The sequence below is a fragment of the Rhodococcus sp. IEGM 1351 genome (assembly GCF_030056875.1).
GTDB classification, from domain to species: domain Bacteria; phylum Actinomycetota; class Actinomycetes; order Mycobacteriales; family Mycobacteriaceae; genus Rhodococcus_F; species Rhodococcus_F opacus.
The window spans coordinates 356,490-376,821 of record NZ_JASHKU010000005.1; the positions used below are offsets into that span (position 1 = coordinate 356,490).

Here is a 20,332-nt window from a genome sequence, read left to right on the forward strand (position 1 = left end):
TCATGACCACCATCGCTGTCGTCGGTGCGACCGGACAGGTCGGCATCGTCATGCGCACCCTCCTCGAGGAACGCAACTTCCCCGCGGACAAGGTGCGGTTCTTCGCCTCCGCGCGGTCGGCTGGCAAGAAGCTGCCGTTCCGCGGCGAGGAGATCGTCGTCGAGGACGCATCCGCGACGTCCGACGAGGACCTGAAGGGCATCGACATCGCCCTGTTCTCGGCCGGTGCGACGCTCTCTCGTGAGCAGGCCCCGCGGTTCGCGGCGGCAGGCGCCACGGTCGTCGACAACTCGTCGGCGTTCCGCAAGGACCCCGACGTCCCGCTGGTCGTCAGCGAGGTCAACCCGGAGCAGGCGAAGAACCCGCCGAAGGGCATCATCGCCAACCCCAACTGCACCACGATGGCCGCGATGCCGGTGCTGAAGGTTCTGCACGACGAGGCCGGTCTGCAGCGTCTCATCGTGTCGAGCTACCAGGCCGTGTCCGGCAGCGGCATCGCCGGTGTCGAGGAGCTCGTGGGCCAGGCCCGCGCCGTCATCGACGACGCGGAGAAGCTGGTGCACGACGGTAGCGCCGTCGACTTCCCGGCCCCGAACAAGTACGTCGCACCCATCGCGTTCAACGTCCTGCCGCTGGCCGGCTCGATCGTCGACGACGGCAGCGGTGAGACGGACGAGGACCAGAAGCTCCGCAACGAGAGCCGCAAGATCCTCGGCCTGCCCGACCTGCTGGTGTCGGGCACGTGTGTCCGCGTCCCCGTGATCACGGGCCACTCGCTGTCGATCAACGCCGAATTCGAGCGTCCGCTGTCGGTGGAGCGTGCGCAGGAGCTCCTGTCGACGGCTCCCGGTGTGCAGCTCGTGGACGTCCCCACCCCGCTCCAGGCCGCGGGCAGCGACCCGTCGCTGGTCGGGCGTATCCGTCAGGATCCGGGTGTCCCCGAGGGTCGCGGTCTGGCACTGTTCGTGTCCGGCGACAACCTGCGTAAGGGTGCCGCCCTCAACACCATTCAGATCGCCGAACTGCTGGTCTGATCTCCCCCCCACGTGAGTGGCAAGGTGTGCTTCCGCACGCTTTGCCACTCACGTCTGTTTGTGCGGGTGGACACTGGGCCAATGAGAGTCGTCGGTGCTGCGGTGGCGGCGGTTCTGTTGCTGCTCACCGGTGCGGGCGAGGCGTCCGCGCAGCCGGGAATCCTGCTGTCGCAGGAAGAACTTCCACCCGCCGCGGTCCCCGCCCAGGCAGGCGACAGCGTCCGGGTCCGCTACTCGACGCTGCGCACCGCGACCGCGGCCGGTGAGTCGACCGGATCGATCTTCCTGCCCCGTGGTGATCCACCCGACGGCGGCTGGCCGGTGGTCTCCTACGCACACGGCACGGTCGGGATCGCCGACCAGTGCGCACCGTCGGTCGCCGGGTTCAACTACGTCGAACTGCCCGCGATCGAACAGTGGCTCGCCGCCGGGTACGCCGTCGTGGCAACGGATTACGCGGGAATCGGCACGGCCGGTGTGAATGCCTACCTCGACGGTCCTGCGGCTGCCGCGAACGCCGTCGACATCGTCCTGGCCGCACACGACGTCTACGGCGACGTGCTCAGCGACCGGTGGATCGTCACGGGACTGTCGCAGGGCGGGCACGCGACCTACTTCGCCGCCCGCGGGGCCACCACCCGGGCACCCGCACTCGACTATCGGGGTGCCGTCGCCGTGGCGGCGCCGACACACCTCGAACAGCTCTTCCCGGCCGCGGGACCCGCGATTCCGGCACTGCCGACGACCGGAATCGTGAACTACGCGTTGCTGACCCTCGCCGGCATCGACGACCAGCGGCCCGAGGTCGACATCCGGCGGTATCTGTCGCCGAAGGGAATCGAATTGATGGAGCTGGCGAAGGTGACGTGCAGCCGGGAACTCGGCCGGTACCTGCTCGCCCATCCCACTGCGGTCGGCGACCTGTTCGCGGCGCCCTTGTGGAACGAGCAGTTCCGGGAGCTGTTCCGGGAGATGCAGCAGGTGCCCGTCGACGGCTTCGACCGCCCTCTGCGGGTGGTGCACAGTCTGTCCGACACGTCGGTGCCGATTCCGTTGACGTGGGCGCAGCTCGCCGAGATGCAGCAGCACGGCGTGAAATGGGTTCACCCGACACGTGCGAGGCGGAGACGACGCCCCCACCCTACGGTTCGGACATGGGCTCAGTCATCGGAGAACTGTTACCGCTCGCGGTAGGTGTCGCGATCTCGCCGATCCCGATCATCGCCGTCATCCTGATGCTGCTGTCGAAGCGTGCGGGCGGTGCGAGCGCGGGCTTCGGTGTCGGCTGGATACTGGGCATCCTCGTCGCGACGGGCATCTTCATGCTCCTCGCCGGCAGCATCGACACGTCCGACTCCGAAGGTCCCTCCGCGACAGCGTCCTGGGTGAAGGTAATTCTCGGTGTGCTGCTGCTCCTGCTCGCGGGACGGCAGTGGAGAAGCCGCAATGCCCACGCGGAGCCACCGAAGTGGATGCAGGCCATCGACGACCTGAACTTCGTGAAATCCACCGGACTCGGATTTGCGCTGGCGGCAATCAATCCCAAGAACCTGCTGCTCTGCGTGTCCGCGGGCGTCGGGATCGGCACGGCCGGCGTGAACGGCAGCGAGCAGGTGGTGGCCCTGATCGTGTACACCGTGCTGGCCGGATCGACCGTCCTCGTCCCGGTGATCGCCTACGCCGTCGCCGCAGACAAGATGCGGAGGACCCTCGACAATCTCAAGGTTTGGCTCCAGGCCAACAACGCCGCGGTGATGAGCGTGCTGCTACTCGTGATGGGCGCCGTCGTCCTGGGCAAGGGTTTCGGCGGCTTGTTCTGACGCGACGGCGTCCGGTCCGCGCAGGTAATGACCGACGTAGCCCTCGTCGAGCGCGATGGCCTTGACGATCACCGCGGAACCCACGATGACGACGGAGAGGACGAACAGCCAGCTGATCGCGGTGAACACCAGGCCGAGCGGCCCGAATTGGTGTTGCGCGGCGGCGGTGATCCGGGGCAGGACGAGACGTCCGCCGACGTGGAGAGCGGTGAGCGCGGCGGCGGTCAGCGCGCCCGTCGCCCAGAGCACGCGACCCTTGAGGGTGCCTATCGTCAACAGGTACGGGCTGAGGGTCCACACGGCCATCCACACCGCGAACTCCCCGGCGACGGCGAGAGGTGGCCCGATGAATCGGATGCTCGTAAGCTCGCTGGCCACGCCGATCGCCGTCCCCGACAGCGCAACGGCGAACAGGACGACGAGCCACCGCCAGGCGTCTCGGAGATTGATCGACGGGACGTTCCAGATCTTTCCGTAGATCCGGGCGAGGGCCCTCGCGAAGGACGTACCGCTGATCGCGATCATCAGCAGACCGACGACCCCGAACGCGGCGAAGGAGGCGTCGGTGGTGTCGACGGTGCCGGACGTGGACGTCAGTTCCGTGGGGTCGAAGCCGAACTGGGTCTTGATGGTGCGTGCGGTCACGTTCCAACTGCTCAGCGTCGACGCCGCAATCATCACGGGCAGCACCGACGTGAAGATCCTGGCGGCGAGCGTCATCGACCGGTCGACGAGTTCGATCTCGATCAGCCCGTCGATGACGCGCCGAACGGTACGGCCGGGAGGTGTGCCCTGCAACCAGCCGTTGGCCGTTTCGGTGCGCGCGGCCAGAGCTTCCCTGGCCAGCGCCACAGACAGTTTCGTCGACCGCACACCTCGAGCGAACACCGTTCGGGCCCGCTTGTCATCATCCGCGTCAGGTGAGAACGCCCGTCACGGGCGGATGATGCACCGGAACCCGATGTGGCACGTCGACGTCTCCTCGGTGTCACCCTGCCGGGCCGAGGGTCGGTAGCGCAGGCAGTAGTTGGGCGCGCAGAGATGCGAGCCGCCCTTGATCACGCGGCGCGCGTAGGGCTCGTCCGAGTTCTCGGCGCGTGCCGTGTCGACTCTCGGGTTGGTCGGAATGCAGCAGGAACTGGTGGGTGCGACGTTCTTCCCGCTCTCGGAGTGATCCACCGTGAAGTAGTCGGTGGTCCATTCCCACACGTTGCCGGCCATGTCACTGAGGTCGTAACCGTTGGGCCGGAAATGGCCGACCGGCGACGTCCCGGCGTAGCCGTCCTCGAGGAGGTTCTCCCACGGGAACCGTCCCTGCCAGACGTTCCCGCCGGGCCTGCCGCCCGGTTCGTGCTCCTCGCCCCACACGAACGGCTTCCGGTCCAGGCCGCCGCGGGCCGCGAACTCCCATTCGGCCTCGGTCGGCAGGTCCTTGCCCGCCCACTCCGCGTAGGCGCGGGCGTCGAACCACGACACGTGCGTGACGGGATGGCGTTCGCGTCCGCCGACGTTGCTGCCCGGACCCTCGGGGTGCCGCCAGTCCGCGCCCGCGGTGAACGACCACCAGCGGGTGTAGTCGTCGAGCGGGACGGGTCCCGGTGTCGGGGTGAACACCAGCGAACCGGGCACGAGCAGAGCCGGATCCGCGCCCGGGTACTGCGCGGGGTCGGGGGCGATCTCGGCGGTCGTGACGTGACCGGTGTCCTTCACGAATCGCCGGAACTCGGCGACGGTGACCTGGTGCGTGTCCATCCAGAACCCGTCGATGGTCACCTGGTGGACGGGCCGTTCCTCGGGGTAGAAGTCCTCCGAACCCATCCAGAAGGTGCCCCCGGGGATCCACGCCATGTTCTTCGGAGCTGCACCAGTCATGGGGTCAGACTGGCACGACGACGGCCGCCGTGCGAAGGGACGTCCCGTAAACCCGGTGAGAGGGGCAACGGTTGCGGTACCGTCGGCTACTCGATTCGCAATGCTGTTCTCACCGTGCAGGGGGCTCCTCCGAATGGATGGACGGATTCCGCGTAGGTCGTTCGTTCGTGGACTGGCGCTGACGGCCGGGCTGGGGGCGGTCGGGGTGGGATCGGCGAGCGCGTACCCGTTCGGGATCGATCCGCTGCGGCCGTTCGTCTTCTCCTCGCCGCCGCTCCAGCCGTTCCGGGAACAGTTGCCGCCGTTGCCGATGATGGGTGGGAGCTCCGTCGAGGTGCACGCGAACAGCACGACGCACGTGTTCCATCCCGACCTGCCGGCGTCCCCGGCGCTCGGCTACGGCGGCATGGACTACCTGGGCCCGACGATCGAAGCCCACGTCGGTGAACGGACCTCACTGACCTACCGCAACGACATCGCGAGCAACCCCCTCGCCGCCGACGTCGACACGCGGATCCACGGCGTGAGCGAGCAGGACCGCACCCAGGTGCCGACGTCGCTGCACCTGCACGGCGGACGGACGCCCCCCGAGTTCGACGGACACCCCGAGGACACGATGCGGCCCGGGCAGGGGATGGTGCACGAGTTCCCGAACCGGCAGGAGGCCTGCGCGCTCTGGTATCACGACCACGCGATGGGCGTCACCCGGCTCAACATCTACGCCGGGCTGGCGGGCATGTACCTGCTGCGCGACGAGTACGACACCGGTGGGACCGGCAACCCGCTCGGTCTGCCCTCGGGGCAGTTCGAACTTCCGCTCGTGTTGCAGGACAAGAACTTCACCGACGACGGACGTCAGAGTGTCCGGTCCAACCCGCTGAACCCGCAGGGCAGCTGGGAGGCCGCCACACCCGGTGACGTGGGGGTGGTGAACGGCAAGGTGTGGCCGGAAGTGCCGGTGGCGCGGGGCCTGTACCGTCTGCGGATGGTGAACGCCGCATCGTTCAGCGTGTGGAATCTGTTCTTCGAGAACCGGATGAGGTTCTGGGTGATCGGCGCCGAGGGCGGGTTGCTCGACGCGCCGGTCGCCACCGACCACGTCCGGCTCGGACCCGGCGAGCGGGTGGACCTCCTCGTCGACTTCGGGACCCTCGCACCCGGCACGACGGTGGAACTGCGCAACGACGAGCCGATACCGGCGCAGGTCGCGCAGCGCGGGGTGCAGATCATGCCGCGGTTCTGCCGGTTCCGGGTGGGGACCGCCGCCGGGTTCACCGGTGGCGTGCCGGAGACGCTGCGGGGTGCAAGCCGTGGTCTCGCCGTCCTCCCGCCCGTCGCGCGGCCGTCGGTGGTGCGCAACGTGTCGGTGATGCAGCTCGCGCAGGGTCTCGGTCAGCCGTCGCCGCTGATGTCGCTGAACAACCTGCGTTACACGACCGACGACATCGAGATGCCCCGGCAGGGGACGGTCGAGCAGTGGAACATCGTCAACGTCACGCCCGAACCGCATCCGATCCACCTGCATCTGGTGACGTTCCGGGTGATCGGACGGCAGGCGATCGACACGAACGCCCTGATGCAGGCGGTCCCGGTGCCCGCGGTCGGGATGCGGTGGACGCCGTCGGCGGACCCGTTCGTGCTCGGGCCGAACCTGGCGCCCCAGGTGTGGGAGTCGGGGTTCAAGGACACGGTGATCGCGGACGCGAACTCGATCACCCGGATCATCGTCCGGTTCCCGACTGCCGACGAACTCGGCTTCGACCCGGACGCCACGTTCGGGATGTCGGCGCACACGATGGACCACTCCGAAGGCGGCCACGGCCACATGGAGCAGTCGTCGCATCCCCTTCAGGGCTACGTGTGGCACTGCCACATGCTCGACCACGAGGACCACGACATGATGCTGCGGTACCGCCTGGTGCCCTAGGCCCGTGAGTACTTATTAACCGCCGGACGTTAATAAGTACTCACGGGCGCGTAGCGCAAACTTACAAGCAGTCTGGACTGTTTTCTTTTTTCCGCCTACAGTGCTGGGTGTGACACCTGACACAGAAGTAGTCAAGCCGGCCCGCACGCAGGCCGAGCGGACCGCGGCGATGCGCACGAAGCTGCTCGACGCGGCCGTCGACTCCCTGGTCGAGCTCGGGTACGCCCGCACCACCACGCAGGGCATCGCCCGTCGGGCGGGGGTGTCGCGCGGCGCGCAGCTGCACCATTTCCCGACCAAGGAGTCGCTGGTGGTGGCCGCCGTGGAACATCTCGTGGACAAGCGGCTGCAGGAGATCCTCGCCGCCGAAGTGGATGCAGGTCGGGGCGTCGAAGTGCTCGCCGACGCCTTCTCCGGCCCGCTGTTCTATGCGGCCCTCGAGCTGTGGGTGGCCGCCCGCACCGACCCGGCGCTGTACGAGGCGACGGTTCCGCTCGAGCGGAAGGTCAACGACGCTCTGCGCCGCGGGTCGGCGGCGGTGTTCGGCGATCGGCTCGACGCCGACGCCATCGAGCTCACTATTGAATTGGTTCGCGGTCTGGCGGTGTCGGCACTGTTCCGCACCCCCGAGGCCGAACAGTCACTACGCGCGCGGCTGTTGCCCGTGTGGGAATCGAAGGTGGAGAAGTCGTGAATCTTCCGCAGCACGTACACACCCTCATCGTGGGGGCAGGTTTCGCCGGTATGGGACTGGCGGCGCGCATCCTGCAGACGCAGCCGCAGGCCGACGTCCTGATCATCGAGCGCGGCGACGACGTCGGCGGCACGTGGCGAGACAACACCTACCCCGGGTGTGCGTGCGACGTCCCGACGTCGCTGTACTCGTATTCGTTCGCGCCGAGCGCCGACTGGAGTCACACGTTCGCCCGCCAACCCGAGATCCACCGTTACCTGAAGAAGGTCGCGGCCGACACCGGTGTCCGGTCCCGGGTGGTGACCGATTGTGAACTGCAGGAAGCGCACTGGGACGATGGCGAGACCATCTGGACCGTCCGGACGAGCCGCGGAACGCTGACCGCCGATGTCGTGGTGGCCGCTACCGGTGCGCTGTCGACGCCCAGCGTCCCGGACATGCCGGGGCTGGAGACGTTCGGCGGCACCACGTTCCATTCGGCGACGTGGAACCACGACCACGACCTCACCGGTGAGCGCGTGGCCGTGATCGGCACCGGTGCGTCTGCGGTGCAGTTCGTCCCGGAGATCGCGCCGGCGGCCGAGCATCTCACCGTGTTCCAGCGCACGCCCGCCTGGGTGATCCCGCGCCTCGACCGCGAACTGTCCGGCTCCGAGAAGGGCATCTACCGGCGACTGCCGTTGGTGCAGAAAGCTGTCCGTGGGTCCGTGTACAGCTTCCGCGAGGCCCTGGGTGGTGTGCTCGCGCACGCGACCGGGCTGCTGCCGGTGTTCGAAATGGTCGCCAAGGTGCACCTGCGCAGGCAGGTGCGCGATCCCGAACTGCGCCGCAAGCTCACGCCGAACTTCACGATCGGCTGCAAGCGGATGCTGCTGTCGAACGACTGGCTCCGGACCCTCGACCGTCCCGACGTCACGCTCGTAGACGCGGGACTCGCCGGGGTCACGCCGGACGGCGTGGTCGACGCGGTGGGGGGCGTGCACAAGGTCGACACCATCATCTTCGCGACCGGCTTCACGCCGACGGAACCTCCTGTGGCGCAGGCGTTGCGCGGTGCGAACGGCCGCACGCTCGCCGAGCACTGGGACGGGAGCCCGAGCGCGTACAAGGGGACCACCGTCGCCGGGTTCCCCAACCTGTTCCTGATGTACGGTCCCAACACCAACCTCGGGCACAGCTCCATCGTCTACATGCTCGAATCGCAGTCCGCGTACATCGCCGACGCATTGAACACGATGCACCACAGCGGCATCACCGCCTTCGAGGTCACCGAGGAGGCGCAGCGCCGGTACAACACCCGCATCCAGTCCGACCTGCAGTCCACCGTCTGGAACAAGGGCGGCTGCTCGAGCTGGTACTACGACTCCGAGGGACGGAACTCCGTCCAGTGGCCGACCTTCACCTGGAAGTTCCGCTCCCAGCTGCAGCGCTTCGACCAGGAAAACTACGTCTCACGACGCAGGGCCGCGAAGGAGACCGTCGCGTGACGCACTACGACGTGATCGTGGTCGGCTCCGGTTTCGGTGGCAGCGTCGCGGCGCTCCGGCTCACCGAGAAAGGCTACCGGGTCGGTGTTCTCGAAGCGGGCAGACGTTTCGCCGACGACGAGCTGCCCGAGACGAGCTGGCGGCTGCGGCGCTACCTGTGGGCGCCGTGGCTGGGTTGCTACGGCGTGCAACGGATCCACCTCCTCCCCGACGTCCTGGTCATGGCCGGGGCGGGCGTCGGGGGCGGATCGCTGAACTACGCGAACACCCTCTACCAGCCGCCGCGCCGCTTCTTCGAGGACAAGCAGTGGGCGCACATCACCGACTGGCAGTCGGAGCTGGCCCCGTATTACGAGCAGGCGAAACGGATGCTGGGCGTGACGACCAATCCGTCGTTCACCCCCGCCGACGCCGTCATGCGCGAGGTGGCCGAGGAGATGGGCGCCGTTGAGACGTTCACGTCCACACCGGTGGGCGTCTTCTTCGGCGAACCGGGGTCGCGGGTGGCCGATCCGTTCTTCGGCGGAGTGGGACCCGAGCGCACGGGGTGCACCGAGTGCGGCAGTTGCATGACGGGTTGCCGGGTGGGCGCGAAGAACACGCTCGTCAAGAATTACCTCCACCTCGCCGAGAAGGCGGGCGCCCTGGTACATCCGCTGACGACGGTGAAGGCGTTGCACCCCCGGGCGGGCGGCGGCTACGAGCTGCGGACCCGCCGCACCGACGGAATCCGCAAGCGGGAGCACACGTTCACCGCCGACCAAGTGGTGGTCGCCGCGGGCACGTACGGCACCGCCCGGCTGCTGCTGGCGATGAAGGAATCCGGTGCGCTGCCGCGGTTGTCGCCGCGGCTGGGATCGGTGGTGCGCACCAACTCCGAAGCGGTCCTCGCGGCCACGGCGAAGAACCGCGCCACCGACTTCACGAAGGGTGTGGCCATCACGTCCTCGTTCCACCCGGACGATCACACCCACATCGAACCCGTCCGGTACGGCAAGGGCAGCAACGCCATCGGACTGTTGCAGACGGTCCTCAGCGACGGCGGCGGCAGAACGCCGCGGCTGCTGAAAACGGTGGGCGTCGCGTTGCGTCGCCCCGGGGCGTTCGTGCGCAGCCTCTCGGTACGGCACTGGTCGGAGCGCACCGTGATCGCGCTCGTCATGCAGACCGACGACAATTCGCTCGAACTGGCCAAGGGGAAAGGCCGCCTCGGCCGCGCGGTGACCAGCCGGCCCGGACCCGGAGATCCACCACCTGAATGGATCCCGCAGGGTCACACGGCCATCCGCAAGGTGGCCGAGCGGATCGGGGGAGACCCCGGCGGTTCGTTCGCCGACGTCGTGAACATTCCGATGACCGCGCATTTCCTCGGGGGTTGCACCATCGGGGACTCCCCGGACACCGGTGTCGTCGACCCCTACCTGCGGGCGTACGGACACGACGGCCTGCACGTGGCGGACGGTTCCGTGGTGAGCGCGAATCTCGGGGTCAACCCGTCGCTGACCATCACCGCCCAGGCCGAGCGTGCATTCGCGTTGTGGCCCAACAAGGGTGAGGTCGATGCCCGGCCCGAACCGGGCAAGCCATACGTACGTATCGAACCGTCGCCGCCCCGGAGTCCGGTGGTGCCCGCCGATGCGCCGGGTGCGCTGCGGCTCCCGCTGACGGTCGCAACCCGAAAGGAGACAGTCGATGTGGAGCGTGCCTGAATCGACCACCCAGCGCACCGACTGGCCCGAGAGCGCGCCGCCCCCGTGGCCGGCGGGAGTCCGCGCGACGCTGTGGTGGCATCGCAGCACTGCGGCCGCCCGCGCGCTCGGACCCGACGGCGCCACAGTGCCGTTGACCCTGGCGATGATGGTCGACTACCTGGACTCGCCGGTCGGCCCCTACCGGGAAATCCTCGCGAGTCCGGTGCTCCGCGCGCCCGGTCGTCGCATCGGCGTCCTGCCCCGCATGGCGGTCCCGTTCATCGCCGTGGATTCGGAACCCTCCGTACACGGCGGACGGGTGCACTGGAGCCTGCCGAAGGTGCCGGCCGAGTTCGACGGCGACGTGCACGGCGACTTCGAGGCGTCGTCCGACGCGTGGCGCGTCACCACGAACACTCGGCCGCGCGGCCCGCGACTACCGATCGCCGGAGCGCTGGGGTTCGCGCAACCCGGCGACCGGGGCCTCGTGACGGCATCCGCACGACTGCGGGGCCATTTCCGATATGCCCGCGTGGACGTGGCGGCCGAAGGTCCCAGCCTCGGTGACTGGCTGACGCCCGGCACACACCACGGCATCGTGATCACGGACGGCCGGATGACCACAGGACCCGCGCAACTCCGCTGACCCGATCAGGCGGGTCGCGGTCCGATGTCCGCCACCACGCCGGCGAGACGGGGCAGCACGGTGTCGCGCCAGCCCGGACCCATCCGCTCGAACGCGTCGCGGCTGCGCTTGTCGTCGAGGTCGAAGCCGGAGTGGTCGAGGAACAGGCGGGTGCCCGCACCCTCGGGAACGAGGCGCCAGGCCAGCGTCCAGTTCTCGGTGAACGTGTAGACGAAGCGCCGCTCGGGTTCGACCTCGACCACCTCGCAGGGAACGGCGCCCCAGCCGGGCATCTCGAGGTGGAACCGATGCCCGACCGTGGCGGCGATATCGCCCGCGGCCCACCAGCGGGCGAGCAGTTCCGGCTCGGTGAGGGCGCGCCACACCTTGGCGGGCGGCGCGGCGATGAACTGGTCGACGGAGATCTTGGTGGTGGTGCGGTCGGTCACGAGTCCTCCTCGAGGAAGTCGGCGAGTGTGCGCAAGCGGCCACGCCAGAACCGCTCGAACGGGTGCAGCCAGTCGCCGACGTCGGCGAGCGGCTCGGCGGTCAGGTGGTAGTGCCGTTGCCGTCCGGACGGTTCGTCGCGGACGAGTCCGGCCCGGCGCAGGACCTGTAGGTGCTCTGCCACCGCGGGCCGGCTGAGGTCGAACCGGCCGGCGAGGTCTCCGGCGGTGAGGGGGCCGTCCACCAGGATTTCCAGCAGGCGCCGTCGCACGGGGTTGGCGAGGGCGATGAAGACGTCGTCGTCGGGCACGCCGCGACTTTATGTCGGAAATTTCCGACATGTCAAGAATTTTCGACACATCCTTTTCTTGACTAATTCCAAAAAGGCGCGATACTGGAACACATGCGACACGACACGGATCCCAAAGCGCAGCTGCGCGAGGTGGGCCTGCGTGTCACTGCGCCACGTGTTGCAGTGTTGAATGCGGTTGCCGTACGGCCGCATTCCGACGTCGACGACATTGCGGCCGTAGTTCGTGAAGAGCTGGGATCGGTCTCCACCCAGGCGGTATACGACGTCCTCAAGGCGTGCACCGCCGCCGGCCTGCTCAGACGTATCGAGCCCGCGGGATCGCCCGCGAGGTTCGAAACCCGTACCGGAGACAACCACCACCACCTCGTGTGCCGCAGCTGCGGGACCGTCGTGGACGTGGACTGCGCCGTCGGTGAGGCTCCGTGCCTCGACCCTTCGCAGGCCCACGGTTTCGAGATCGACGAGGCCGAGGTCGTCTTCTGGGGGCTCTGCTCGCAGTGCCAGACCGGCGCGCAGAGCGGAACCGGGTCGGCAGCAGCCCTGTCCTGACCCCGTCCGTCCCCACCGCTACACCCTCACCCGATGCAACCTGGAGGCTTTGCCATGCCTGAAACACAGCGCGCCACCACCAACAACTTCGGAATTCCCGTCGCCAGCGACAACGAATCCCTCACCGCGGGCACGCAGGGCCCCATCCTGCTGCACGACCACTACCTGATCGAGAAGCTCGCCCAGTTCAATCGTGAGCGTGTCCCGGAGCGCGTCGTCCACGCCAAGGGCGGCGGTGCGTTCGGCGAACTGGTCGTCACCCACGACGTGAGCCGCTACACGAAGGCCGCTCTGTTCCAGCCCGGCGCCAGGACCGAGTCGCTGGTGCGCTTCTCCACCGTCGCCGGCGAGCAGGGCAGCCCCGACACCTGGCGTGACCCGCGCGGATTCGCCGTCAAGTTCTACACCGAGGACGGCAACTACGACCTCGTCGGCAACAACACGCCCGTCTTCTTCATCAAGGACCCGATCAAGTTCCCCGACTTCATCCACTCGCAGAAGCGACTGCCGGGATCCGGTCTGCGCGACCACAACATGCAGTGGGACTTCTGGACGCTGCGGCCCGAGTCCGCGCACCAGGTGACCTGGCTGATGGGTGACCGCGGAATCCCGAAGACGTGGCGTCACATGGACGGTTTCGGCTCGCACACGTACCAGTGGGTCAACGCCGACGGCGAGCGGTTCTGGGTCAAGTACCACTTCAAGACCGATCAGGGCATCGAGTTCCTCACGCAGGACGAGGCCGACACCCTCGCCGGCAACGACCCCGATCATCACCGCGCCGACCTGTACGACACGATCGCCCGCGGCGAGTTCCCCAGCTGGACGCTGAAGGTTCAGGTCATGCCCGTCGACGAGGCCGAGGGGTACCGGTTCAACCCGTTCGACCTCACCAAGGTGTGGTCGCAGAAGGACTACCCGCTGATCGAGGTCGGCAAGTGGACCCTCAACCGTAACCCGGACAACTTCTTCGCCCAGATCGAGCAGGCCTCGTTCGAGCCGTCGAATGTCGTTCCGGGAATCGGCTTCTCGCCCGACAAGATGCTGCTGGGGCGGGTCTTCTCCTACGCGGACGCGCACCGGTACCGCATCGGCGCCAACTACGCGCAGCTGCCGGTCAACGCGCCGAAGAACCAGGTGAACTCGTACTCGCAGGACGGTGCGATGCGGTACGCCACCAATTCGCCCGAGACCCCGGTGTACGCGCCGAACTCGTATGGCGGCCCGCACGCCGACGCGTCGCTCGCCGGCGACGAGGGCCTGTGGGCGTTCGACGGCGAGTCCGTGCGAGCCGGCTACATCGAGCACGCCGAGGACGGCGATTTCACGCAGGCGGGCACGCTCGTCCGTGAGGTCCTGAGCGACGACGAACGCGACCGCCTGGTGAACAACATCGTCGGCCACGCGCTCGGCGGTGTCAGCGAACCGGTTCTGCTGCGGGTCTTCGACTACTGGAAGAGCGTCGACCCCGACCTGGGCAAGCGAGTGGAAATCGGTGTCCGGGAAGGGCAGAGCCAGCACTGATGCCGTGGGTGGGGCAGGCTCAGAGCAGGCCCCACCAATAGATCAGTACGGCGAGAACGAACACGATCACAGTTTCCACGACGACCCTCCTCCGCCCGACTGCATGCAGTGCACTTCCATCATCCACCTCGAGCGGGGACGGACGCCACTGCGCTTCGCGCCCGTGAGTACTTCTCAACCGCCCGTGGTTGAGAAGTACTCACAGGGGTGTGACGGGTGTGTCGGATGTTGTTGCTAGGTTGGGCGGTGTCAGGACACCGGCTCGGATGACCGTGTCCCGAGTCGGGGTCGAAAGGTGCTGTCTTCCATGGTGATGGGTCCCACCCATGCAATGTCCGGTGCGGCTGTCGGTCTGGCGGTGGCAGATCTGCTGCCTCTCGACTGGGGTGGGCCCACCTCGACCGCCGAGACCTTCACGTTCGCGGCGGTGTGCGCCGGAGCGGCGCTTCTCCCGGACCTGGACACGAGCCAGTCCACGGTCTCGCGCTCGTTCGGTCCGGTCAGCAACGTCGTCGCGAAGGGCGTCGATGCGGTGTCGCTGGGGTTCTACACCGTCACCAAAGGCAAACGCGACGGCAAGCGGCGGGGCGGGCACCGCACGCTCACCCACACGGCCCTGTTTGCCGTGGGTATCGGGGCCGGGGTGTCCGCGCTGGTCGTCCAGTTCGGCAAGCCCGCCATCATCGCGACGCTGTTCGTCTGCCTCGGGCTCGCGCTCCGCGGGCTGGCCGGAGAGCTGGCCAAAGAAAAAGGCTGGCTGGCGGTTTCGGCGGTTGCGGCGGTGCTGTCCGCGCTCACCTGGCAGTCGTATCCCACCGAGGCCGGTTCCACCGGACTCGGAGTCGCGGTGGCCCTCGGCTGCGCCACCCACTGCCTCGGGGACGCCATCACCAAGGAGGGCGTCCCCTTCCTCGCGCCGTTCCTCACGCTCGGGAAGGAACGGTGGTGGGAGTTCCGGCTCCCGTCGTTCCTGTCCATCCGGGCAGGCGGGCCCTTCGAGAAGGTCGTGCTCGGGCCCGCCCTCACGGTGGCGGTCGGACTCATGGTCATCTGGGCCATCGACTGTGCGCCGCAGGCAATCTACGACGCGTTCATGCCCGCCCCGCAGTGACTCAGGCCGCGAGCATGTTCTCGAGATCGTCGAGGACGATCATCGCCCCGGTGGGCCCCAGCGCGAGGAACCAGGTCTCGTCGCTCACGTGCACGGCCTTGCCGTCCTTCACCGCCTGCATCTGATTCCACAGCGGACCGCCGACCACGGTCGACTCGTCGGTGGTCTCGGGCGCGCCGTAGCTGGAGTAGAAGATCCGGTCGGCGTTCGCCTCACCGATCGTCTCCTGGCTCACCTCGACGGCAAGTTCGTCGACGTTCTGCACCGTCGGACGCGGAAGTCCGACGTCCCTCAGGATGACGCCGATGAACGACAGGTTGCCGTACAGGCGGATCTTGCCGGACATGAACCGGACCAGCGAGATCGTCGGCTCGCCCGTGATGGACTCCCGGACCTCGTCGGCGCGGGTCTGATAGGCGTTGAGCACCTCCTCCGCCTTGGTCTCCTCACCGAGGGCGTCGGCGACCAGCAGGAAGTTCTCCTTCCACGGGAAACCGGGGCGGATGCCGAACACGGTCGGCGCGATGGACGACAGCTGCGGGTACAGCTTGTCGGCGCGCAGCTTGCTGCCCAGGATCAGATCGGGCTGCAGAGCGGAGATCGCCTCGAGGTTCAGGTTGTTGGTGGTCCCGACGTCCGGCACCCCGGCCAGCTTGTCGGCGAGGTAGGACGGCTGACCGGCGGCGCTCTCCGGGCTGGCCAGTCCGACGGGTGTGATTCCCAGGGAGAGCACGTCGTCCAGCTCACCGCCGTCGAGGACGATCACCCGTTCGGGCTTCTTCTCGATGACGGTCTCGCCGAGGGCGTGGGTGATGGTCCGGGGAAAGACGCCCGGTTCGGCGTCGGTGCCGAGCTTGGCCGTCTCGGCGTCCGCCGTGGCGAACTGGCGGCCGCCGGTGGCGACGTCGGCGTTGCCGGCGGACGACCCGGTGTCGGTGGTGCCGCAGGCGGCGAGAAAGACGGTGGCCAGGGCGACCAGCCCGGCGCGTACGTAGAGCCTCGAAGACATGAGGTGAGGCTAGCCTGAGGTTTCGGACCGATGGTCGCGGGGTCGCCGCAAACGGAAACACCCTCACCACGCAGAAGAGGCCCTGGCCGGCGAACCGGTCAAGGCCTCTTCTCGGTGTCTCACACTGTCGGGGTGGCGGGATTTGAACCCACGACCTCTTCGTCCCGAACGAAGCGCGCTACCAAGCTGCGCCACACCCCGTGTTGAACCTCGGCTAGCTTACATTACCCAACCAGTCACCATTAAATCCCCTGGTCAGTTGCGTATAACGGTGCTCTCGGACGACTCGGCGCGACCCCGCGCGGCGTCGGCGTCCGAGCCGCCGCGCTGAGCCGGAACCAACGTCAGGAGCGTCGCCTCGGGGCGGCAGCAGAAGCGGGCGGGCGCCCACGGCGACGTCCCGATTCCCGCGGACACGTGCAGCTGGGTGTGTGCACCCCACTTGGACGGACCCTTCACCCGTGAACGGTCGATGTCGCAGTTGGTGACCAGCGCGCCGTAGAACGGCAGGCACAGCTGACCGCCGTGCGTGTGGCCCGCCAGCACGAGGTCGTAGCCGTCGTCCGCGAACCGGTCGAGCACCCGCGGTTCGGGCGAGTGGGTGATGCCCAGCCGGAGATCGGCCAGCGGATTGGGCGGACCGGCGATCGTGTCGTACCGGTCGCGCTTGAGGTGCGGATCGTCGACTCCGGCCGACGCGATCCGGACACCCGACACCTCGAGGTCGCGGCGGACGTGCGTGACGTCGAACCAGCCGCGCTCGGTGAACGCGGCCCGCAGGTCGCCCCACGGCAGCGGCTCGCCGAGGACGCGCTTGTGTTCCTTGCGGAAGTACTCGAGCGGGTTCTTCGGCTTGGGCGCGAAGTAGTCGTTGCTGCCGAAGACGAACAGTCCGGGGCGGGCGAGCAGATTCCCCAGCGCCTGGACCACTGCGGGCACCGCCCGCTGGTGCGACAGGTTGTCGCCGGTGTTCACGACGAGGTCGGGGTCGAGGTTGTCCAGCTCCCGCAGCCAGTTCTGTTTCAGCCGCTGTCCGGGCATCATGTGTAGGTCGCTGATGTGCAGCACACGGAGCGTCGACGACCCGGGTTCGAGTACCGGCATAGTGACCTCGCGCAGCGCGAACGCATTGCGCTCGATGAGCGAGGCGTAGCCGATGCCGAGGGCGGCGGCACCCGCCGTACCCAGGGCGGCGCGGGTCAGGTTGGCACGGAACTCGTCAGACACTCTTCCAGGATACTGATGAGCGCAATCGAGATGCAGTGGACGAATCGGGGCGCGTAGCGTTTCGCCCATGCCAGATTCACTGAAAGCAAGACTGCGCTCCGACATGACGGCCGCCATGAAGGCCAAGGATTCGCTGCGCACCGCCACCATCCGCATGCTGATGGCCGCCGTGCAGACCGAAGAGGTCTCCGGCAAGGAAGCCCGCGAGCTCACCGACGACGAGGTGCTGAAGGTCCTCGCGAAGGAGTCGAAGAAGCGCGGCGAGTCCGCCGAGATCTACACCGAGAACGGTCGAGGTGAGCTGGCAGCGCAGGAGCGGGCCGAGGCGCAGATCATCGACGAGTACCTCCCGACGCCGCTGACCGACGCGGAACTGGTCGACGTCGTGGACACCGCGATCGCTCAGGTGGCCGAGGAGATCGGTGAGCGTCCCGGCATGCGTCAGATGGGGCAGGTCATGAAGGCCGCCGGCGCACTCGCGGGCGGCAAGGCCGACGGGTCGCGGCTCTCGCACGCGGTGAAGTCCCGCCTCTGACTTCCCGGGGTGAGTGGGAAAGCGTGCGTCGCCACACTTTCCCACTCACCGATGGTTAGCGGGGTATGGGCGGCAGCTGGATCGGCGGCAGGCCGGGCAGCTGGATGGGCGGAACGGGGATCCCCTGAGCCGGCGCCTGCGGAGGAGCGGCCTTCACCGATCCGTCGCTGACGTAGATCGTGATGGTCGACCCCGGAATGGCCGAACCGGACGGCGATGCGCCCGTGACCGTCCCCTTGGCCGCCTGCGACGCGGTGGTGACCGCGTTCACCGTGAACCCCGCGCCCTGCAGACGGGACGTCGCGGCCGACTGGCTCAGTCCGGTGACGTCCGGAACCTGACCGTTCTGCGAACCGCGCGCGTATTTCTGGTCGACCGGCGGCAGCGTCGTCGGCCCGAAGTTGTTGGCGATCGGGTTCATCGCCGCGTACCAGGTCCGCGCCGGTTCGTTTCCACCGAACAGGTTGCCGTCGCCACACGGCCGCAGCGGGGCCGAACAGATCTCACCCGGCGTCGGCGAGTCGCCGAACACGTAGACGGCGGCGGCGAAGTTGTTGGTGAATCCGAGGAAGCCCGAGGACATGTGGGATTCCGTGGTACCCGTCTTGCCTGCCATCGGCAGCGTCCAGCCGACGCTGCCCGCCGCCCCGGCGGACGTGCCACCGGGCTTGTCGTCCTTGCTCATGGCGTTGGTGAGCGTGTCCGCGAGGCCGGGTTCGACCACCTGCTCGCAGGCTTGCTGGGTGACCGAGACGGGCTTGCCTTCACGGTCGAACACCGAATCGATGGGGGTGGGCGGGCACCACTTGCCGTGCGAGGCGAGCGTCGCCGCGACATTCGACAGTTCCAGCGGATTGATCCACGTGGGACCGAGGGTGAACGAACCCAGGTTCTGATCCTTCTGGAAGTCGGCCATGCTGCGGTCGTCGAATCCCGACGTGCCGGGCTGGGCGTACGAGCGCAGACCCAGCCGCACCGCCATGTCGACGGTGGGGGCGACTCCGGTCGCCTGGATCAGCTTGACGAACGCGGTGTTGGGGGACTGCGCCAGGGCGTCCGTCACCGACAGTGCCGCCGGGTACTTGCCTGCGTTCTCGACGCAGTACGTGGACGCGGGGCAGCCTCGTGCACCACCGCTACCCATGCCCCGGGCCTCGAACCGCCCGGGCACGTCCAGGATGGCGTTCGTGCCGAGGCCCTTCTCCATCGCGGCGGCCGTCGTGAAGATCTTGAAGATCGACCCGGCGCCGTGACCGGCCAGTGAGTACGGCTGCGCCTGCACGGTCTCGTTGGCGTTCGCGTCGAGGCCGTAGGTGCGGCTGCTGCCCATCGCGAGGATCCGGTGCGAATCCTGGCCGGGCTGGACCACGTTCATGACGTTCGCGATGCCGTCGAGCCCCGGGCTGGCGTTCGCGCTGAGTGCCGCCTTCGTCGACGCCTGGACCGCGGGGTCGAGCGTCGTCTTGATCAGGTAGCCGCCCTTGTCGATCTGCTCGCGGCTGATGCCGGCGTTGGCCAGGTACTGCAGGGCGTAGTCGCAGAAGAAGCCGCGGTCGCCGGCCGCGATGCACCCGCGGGGCAGCCGGTTGGGCTCGGGCAGCACGCCGAGGGGCGTCTCCTTGAGCTGCCGGAGTTCGGCGGCGCGCTCGGGAATGTTCGAGATCATCGTGTCGAGAACCACGTTGCGTCGTTCGAGGACGCCATCGGGATTCGTGTACGGGTTCAGAGCCGAACTCGACTGCACCATGCCCGCGAGCATCGCGGACTGTTGCGTGTTCAGTTCGGACGCGTCGATGCCGAAGTAGGTCTGTGCGGCGTCCTGGATGCCGAACGAGGCGTTGCCGAACGGAACCAGGTTGAGGTAGCGGGTGAGGATCTCGTCCTTGGTGAGTTCCTTGTCGAGGGTCAGCGCCATCCGGATCTCGCGGATCTTGCGGGCGGGCGTCGTCTCGATCGCCGCCCGGCGTTCGGCGTCGGTCTTGGCCACGACGAGCAGCTGGTAGTTCTTCACATACTGCTGGTCGAGGGTGGACGCGCCCTGCTGCACCTCACCGCTCGTGGTGTTGGTCAGGAAGGCGCGCATCGTGCCCTGCCAGTCGACGCCCTTGTGCTCGGGGAACCGGCGGTCCTCGACGGAGACGATGGCGAGCTTCATCTCGTTGGAGATCTTTTCGCTGGGCACTTCGAAGCGCCGCTGGTCGTACAGCCACGCGATGGGATTGCCCGCCGAGTCCACCATCGTCGAGACCGCGGGAACCGTTCCTTCGACCAGTTCCGCGGAGACGTTGTCGACGGTGTCAGCCGCCCTGTTGGAGGCGTAACCGAACCCGCCGGCGAGCGGAAACATCACGCCGGCGAGGAGCACTCCTGCCAAGGCGGAGGATCCCGCGAGCTTCCCCACTGTTTTTGCAATCGACACGATCTACAGAGTACGTGGGGTCTGCGGGTGCGCTGGTTGGGCGCGGAA

At 67.9% G+C, this 20,332-nt stretch carries 19 protein-coding genes and 1 tRNA gene; 12 read left to right on the forward strand and 8 right to left on the reverse strand.

Going from position 1 to position 20,332, the window contains the following annotated elements; all coding sequences use genetic code 11:
* Positions 1-2 precede the first annotated feature (2 nt).
* The 3 genes from QM806_RS11685 to QM806_RS11695 all read left to right on the forward strand — a co-directional run bounded on the left by QM806_RS11685 (position 3) and on the right by QM806_RS11695 (position 2,854).
* Positions 3-1,034, forward strand: coding sequence for an aspartate-semialdehyde dehydrogenase (locus QM806_RS11685; protein ID WP_005564633.1), 1,032 nt, complete (start codon positions 3-5; stop codon positions 1,032-1,034).
* Positions 1,035-1,115: 81 nt separating this feature from the next.
* The gene (locus QM806_RS11690; RefSeq protein WP_005564631.1) at positions 1,116-2,228 is read left to right on the forward strand and encodes an alpha/beta hydrolase; all 1,113 of its coding nucleotides are present in this window, start codon (positions 1,116-1,118) and stop codon (positions 2,226-2,228) included.
* Positions 2,189-2,854, forward strand: coding sequence for a GAP family protein (locus QM806_RS11695; protein WP_283291434.1), 666 nt, complete (start codon positions 2,189-2,191; stop codon positions 2,852-2,854). Before QM806_RS11690 ends, QM806_RS11695 begins: the two co-directional genes overlap by 40 nt.
* On the opposite strand, the gene QM806_RS11700 is transcribed toward QM806_RS11695, so the two are convergent.
* Together QM806_RS11700 and QM806_RS11705 are read right to left on the reverse strand one after the other, a co-directional pair.
* A complete protein-coding gene (locus QM806_RS11700; RefSeq protein ID WP_063786584.1) occupies positions 2,801-3,706 on the reverse strand; it encodes a hypothetical protein in 906 nt (301 codons plus the stop codon). The two genes, QM806_RS11695 and QM806_RS11700, sit on opposite strands and share 54 nt — an antisense overlap.
* 81 nt (positions 3,707-3,787) lie before the next feature.
* Entirely contained in the window at positions 3,788-4,726 is a 939-nt protein-coding gene (locus QM806_RS11705; protein ID WP_283291437.1) for a formylglycine-generating enzyme family protein, read from the reverse strand.
* Between the two features lie 100 nt (positions 4,727-4,826).
* On the opposite strand from QM806_RS11705, the gene QM806_RS11710 reads away from it, so the two are divergent.
* The 5 genes from QM806_RS11710 (at position 4,827) to QM806_RS11730 (ending at position 11,171) form a co-directional block, all read left to right on the forward strand.
* A complete protein-coding gene (locus QM806_RS11710) occupies positions 4,827-6,653 on the forward strand; it encodes a multicopper oxidase family protein (protein WP_502943849.1) in 1,827 nt (608 codons plus the stop codon).
* 100 nt (positions 6,654-6,753) lie between these two features.
* Positions 6,754-7,347, forward strand: coding sequence for a TetR/AcrR family transcriptional regulator (locus QM806_RS11715; RefSeq protein ID WP_283291440.1), 594 nt, complete (start codon positions 6,754-6,756; stop codon positions 7,345-7,347).
* Entirely contained in the window at positions 7,344-8,834 is a 1,491-nt protein-coding gene (locus tag QM806_RS11720) for a flavin-containing monooxygenase (protein ID WP_054245898.1), read from the forward strand. Before QM806_RS11715 ends, QM806_RS11720 begins: the two co-directional genes overlap by 4 nt.
* A complete protein-coding gene (locus tag QM806_RS11725; protein WP_283291444.1) occupies positions 8,831-10,543 on the forward strand; it encodes an FAD-dependent oxidoreductase in 1,713 nt (570 codons plus the stop codon). Before QM806_RS11720 ends, QM806_RS11725 begins: the two co-directional genes overlap by 4 nt.
* Positions 10,527-11,171 carry an acetoacetate decarboxylase family protein gene (locus tag QM806_RS11730; RefSeq protein WP_283291446.1) on the forward strand — a complete coding sequence of 215 codons (645 nt, stop codon included), beginning with the start codon at positions 10,527-10,529 and terminating at the stop codon, positions 11,169-11,171. Before QM806_RS11725 ends, QM806_RS11730 begins: the two co-directional genes overlap by 17 nt.
* Positions 11,172-11,176: 5 nt before the next feature.
* On the opposite strand, the gene QM806_RS11735 is transcribed toward QM806_RS11730, so the two are convergent.
* Positions 11,177-11,599 (reverse strand): SRPBCC family protein, encoded by a 423-nt coding sequence (locus QM806_RS11735; protein ID WP_283291448.1) that lies wholly within the window; start codon positions 11,597-11,599, stop codon positions 11,177-11,179.
* Positions 11,596-11,907: an ArsR/SmtB family transcription factor gene (locus tag QM806_RS11740; protein WP_005256073.1), complete on the reverse strand. Its 312-nt coding sequence runs from the start codon at positions 11,905-11,907 to the stop codon at positions 11,596-11,598. The genes QM806_RS11735 and QM806_RS11740 overlap by 4 nt, the downstream gene beginning before the upstream one ends.
* Positions 11,908-12,000: 93 nt before the next feature.
* Between QM806_RS11740 and QM806_RS11745 the strand changes: the two genes are divergently transcribed.
* The 3 genes from QM806_RS11745 (at position 12,001) to QM806_RS11755 (ending at position 15,094) form a co-directional block, all read left to right on the forward strand.
* Positions 12,001-12,459: a Fur family transcriptional regulator gene (locus QM806_RS11745; RefSeq protein WP_005256074.1), complete on the forward strand. Its 459-nt coding sequence runs from the start codon at positions 12,001-12,003 to the stop codon at positions 12,457-12,459.
* A gap of 54 nt (positions 12,460-12,513) precedes the next feature.
* Positions 12,514-13,983 (forward strand): catalase, encoded by a 1,470-nt coding sequence (locus QM806_RS11750; RefSeq protein WP_283291450.1) that lies wholly within the window; start codon positions 12,514-12,516, stop codon positions 13,981-13,983.
* Between the two features lie 307 nt (positions 13,984-14,290).
* A complete protein-coding gene (locus tag QM806_RS11755) occupies positions 14,291-15,094 on the forward strand; it encodes a metal-dependent hydrolase (RefSeq protein WP_283291452.1) in 804 nt (267 codons plus the stop codon).
* 1 nt (position 15,095) lies between these two features.
* Here the strand turns inward: QM806_RS11755 and QM806_RS11760 are convergent, their stop codons facing one another.
* From QM806_RS11760 to QM806_RS11770, 3 genes are all read right to left on the reverse strand, one after another.
* Positions 15,096-16,103 (reverse strand): ABC transporter substrate-binding protein, encoded by a 1,008-nt coding sequence (locus tag QM806_RS11760; RefSeq protein ID WP_182623517.1) that lies wholly within the window; start codon positions 16,101-16,103, stop codon positions 15,096-15,098.
* Between the two features lie 127 nt (positions 16,104-16,230).
* Positions 16,231-16,304: transfer RNA gene (locus QM806_RS11765), tRNA-Pro, on the reverse strand.
* Positions 16,305-16,358: 54 nt separating this feature from the next.
* Positions 16,359-17,330: a metallophosphoesterase gene (locus QM806_RS11770; protein ID WP_005256078.1), complete on the reverse strand. Its 972-nt coding sequence runs from the start codon at positions 17,328-17,330 to the stop codon at positions 16,359-16,361.
* Positions 17,331-17,397: 67 nt separating this feature from the next.
* Here QM806_RS11770 and QM806_RS11775 point away from each other — a divergent pair, with 67 nt between their 5' ends.
* Positions 17,398-17,865 carry a GatB/YqeY domain-containing protein gene (locus QM806_RS11775; RefSeq protein ID WP_005248498.1) on the forward strand — a complete coding sequence of 156 codons (468 nt, stop codon included), beginning with the start codon at positions 17,398-17,400 and terminating at the stop codon, positions 17,863-17,865.
* Positions 17,866-17,920: 55 nt separating this feature from the next.
* Here the strand turns inward: QM806_RS11775 and QM806_RS11780 are convergent, their stop codons facing one another.
* Entirely contained in the window at positions 17,921-20,266 is a 2,346-nt protein-coding gene (locus QM806_RS11780) for a penicillin-binding protein (protein ID WP_037203501.1), read from the reverse strand.
* Between the last annotated feature and the right edge of the window lie 66 nt (positions 20,267-20,332).

Coding starts and splice junctions, on each gene's coding strand:
- QM806_RS11745 (WP_005256074.1), top strand. CDS start 12,001: ATGCGACACGACACGGATCCCAAAGCGCAGCTGCGCGAGGTGGGCCTG.
- QM806_RS11750 (WP_283291450.1), top strand. CDS start 12,514: ATGCCTGAAACACAGCGCGCCACCACCAACAACTTCGGAATTCCCGTC.
- QM806_RS11710 (WP_502943849.1), top strand. CDS start 4,827: ATGCTGTTCTCACCGTGCAGGGGGCTCCTCCGAATGGATGGACGGATT.
- QM806_RS11705 (WP_283291437.1), bottom strand. CDS start 4,726: ATGACTGGTGCAGCTCCGAAGAACATGGCGTGGATCCCCGGGGGCACC.
- QM806_RS11695 (WP_283291434.1), top strand. CDS start 2,189: ATGGGCTCAGTCATCGGAGAACTGTTACCGCTCGCGGTAGGTGTCGCG.
- QM806_RS11685 (WP_005564633.1), top strand. CDS start 3: ATGACCACCATCGCTGTCGTCGGTGCGACCGGACAGGTCGGCATCGTC.
- QM806_RS11730 (WP_283291446.1), top strand. CDS start 10,527: ATGTGGAGCGTGCCTGAATCGACCACCCAGCGCACCGACTGGCCCGAG.
- QM806_RS11760 (WP_182623517.1), bottom strand. CDS start 16,103: ATGTCTTCGAGGCTCTACGTACGCGCCGGGCTGGTCGCCCTGGCCACC.
- QM806_RS11775 (WP_005248498.1), top strand. CDS start 17,398: ATGCCAGATTCACTGAAAGCAAGACTGCGCTCCGACATGACGGCCGCC.
- QM806_RS11755 (WP_283291452.1), top strand. CDS start 14,291: ATGGTGATGGGTCCCACCCATGCAATGTCCGGTGCGGCTGTCGGTCTG.
- QM806_RS11690 (WP_005564631.1), top strand. CDS start 1,116: ATGAGAGTCGTCGGTGCTGCGGTGGCGGCGGTTCTGTTGCTGCTCACC.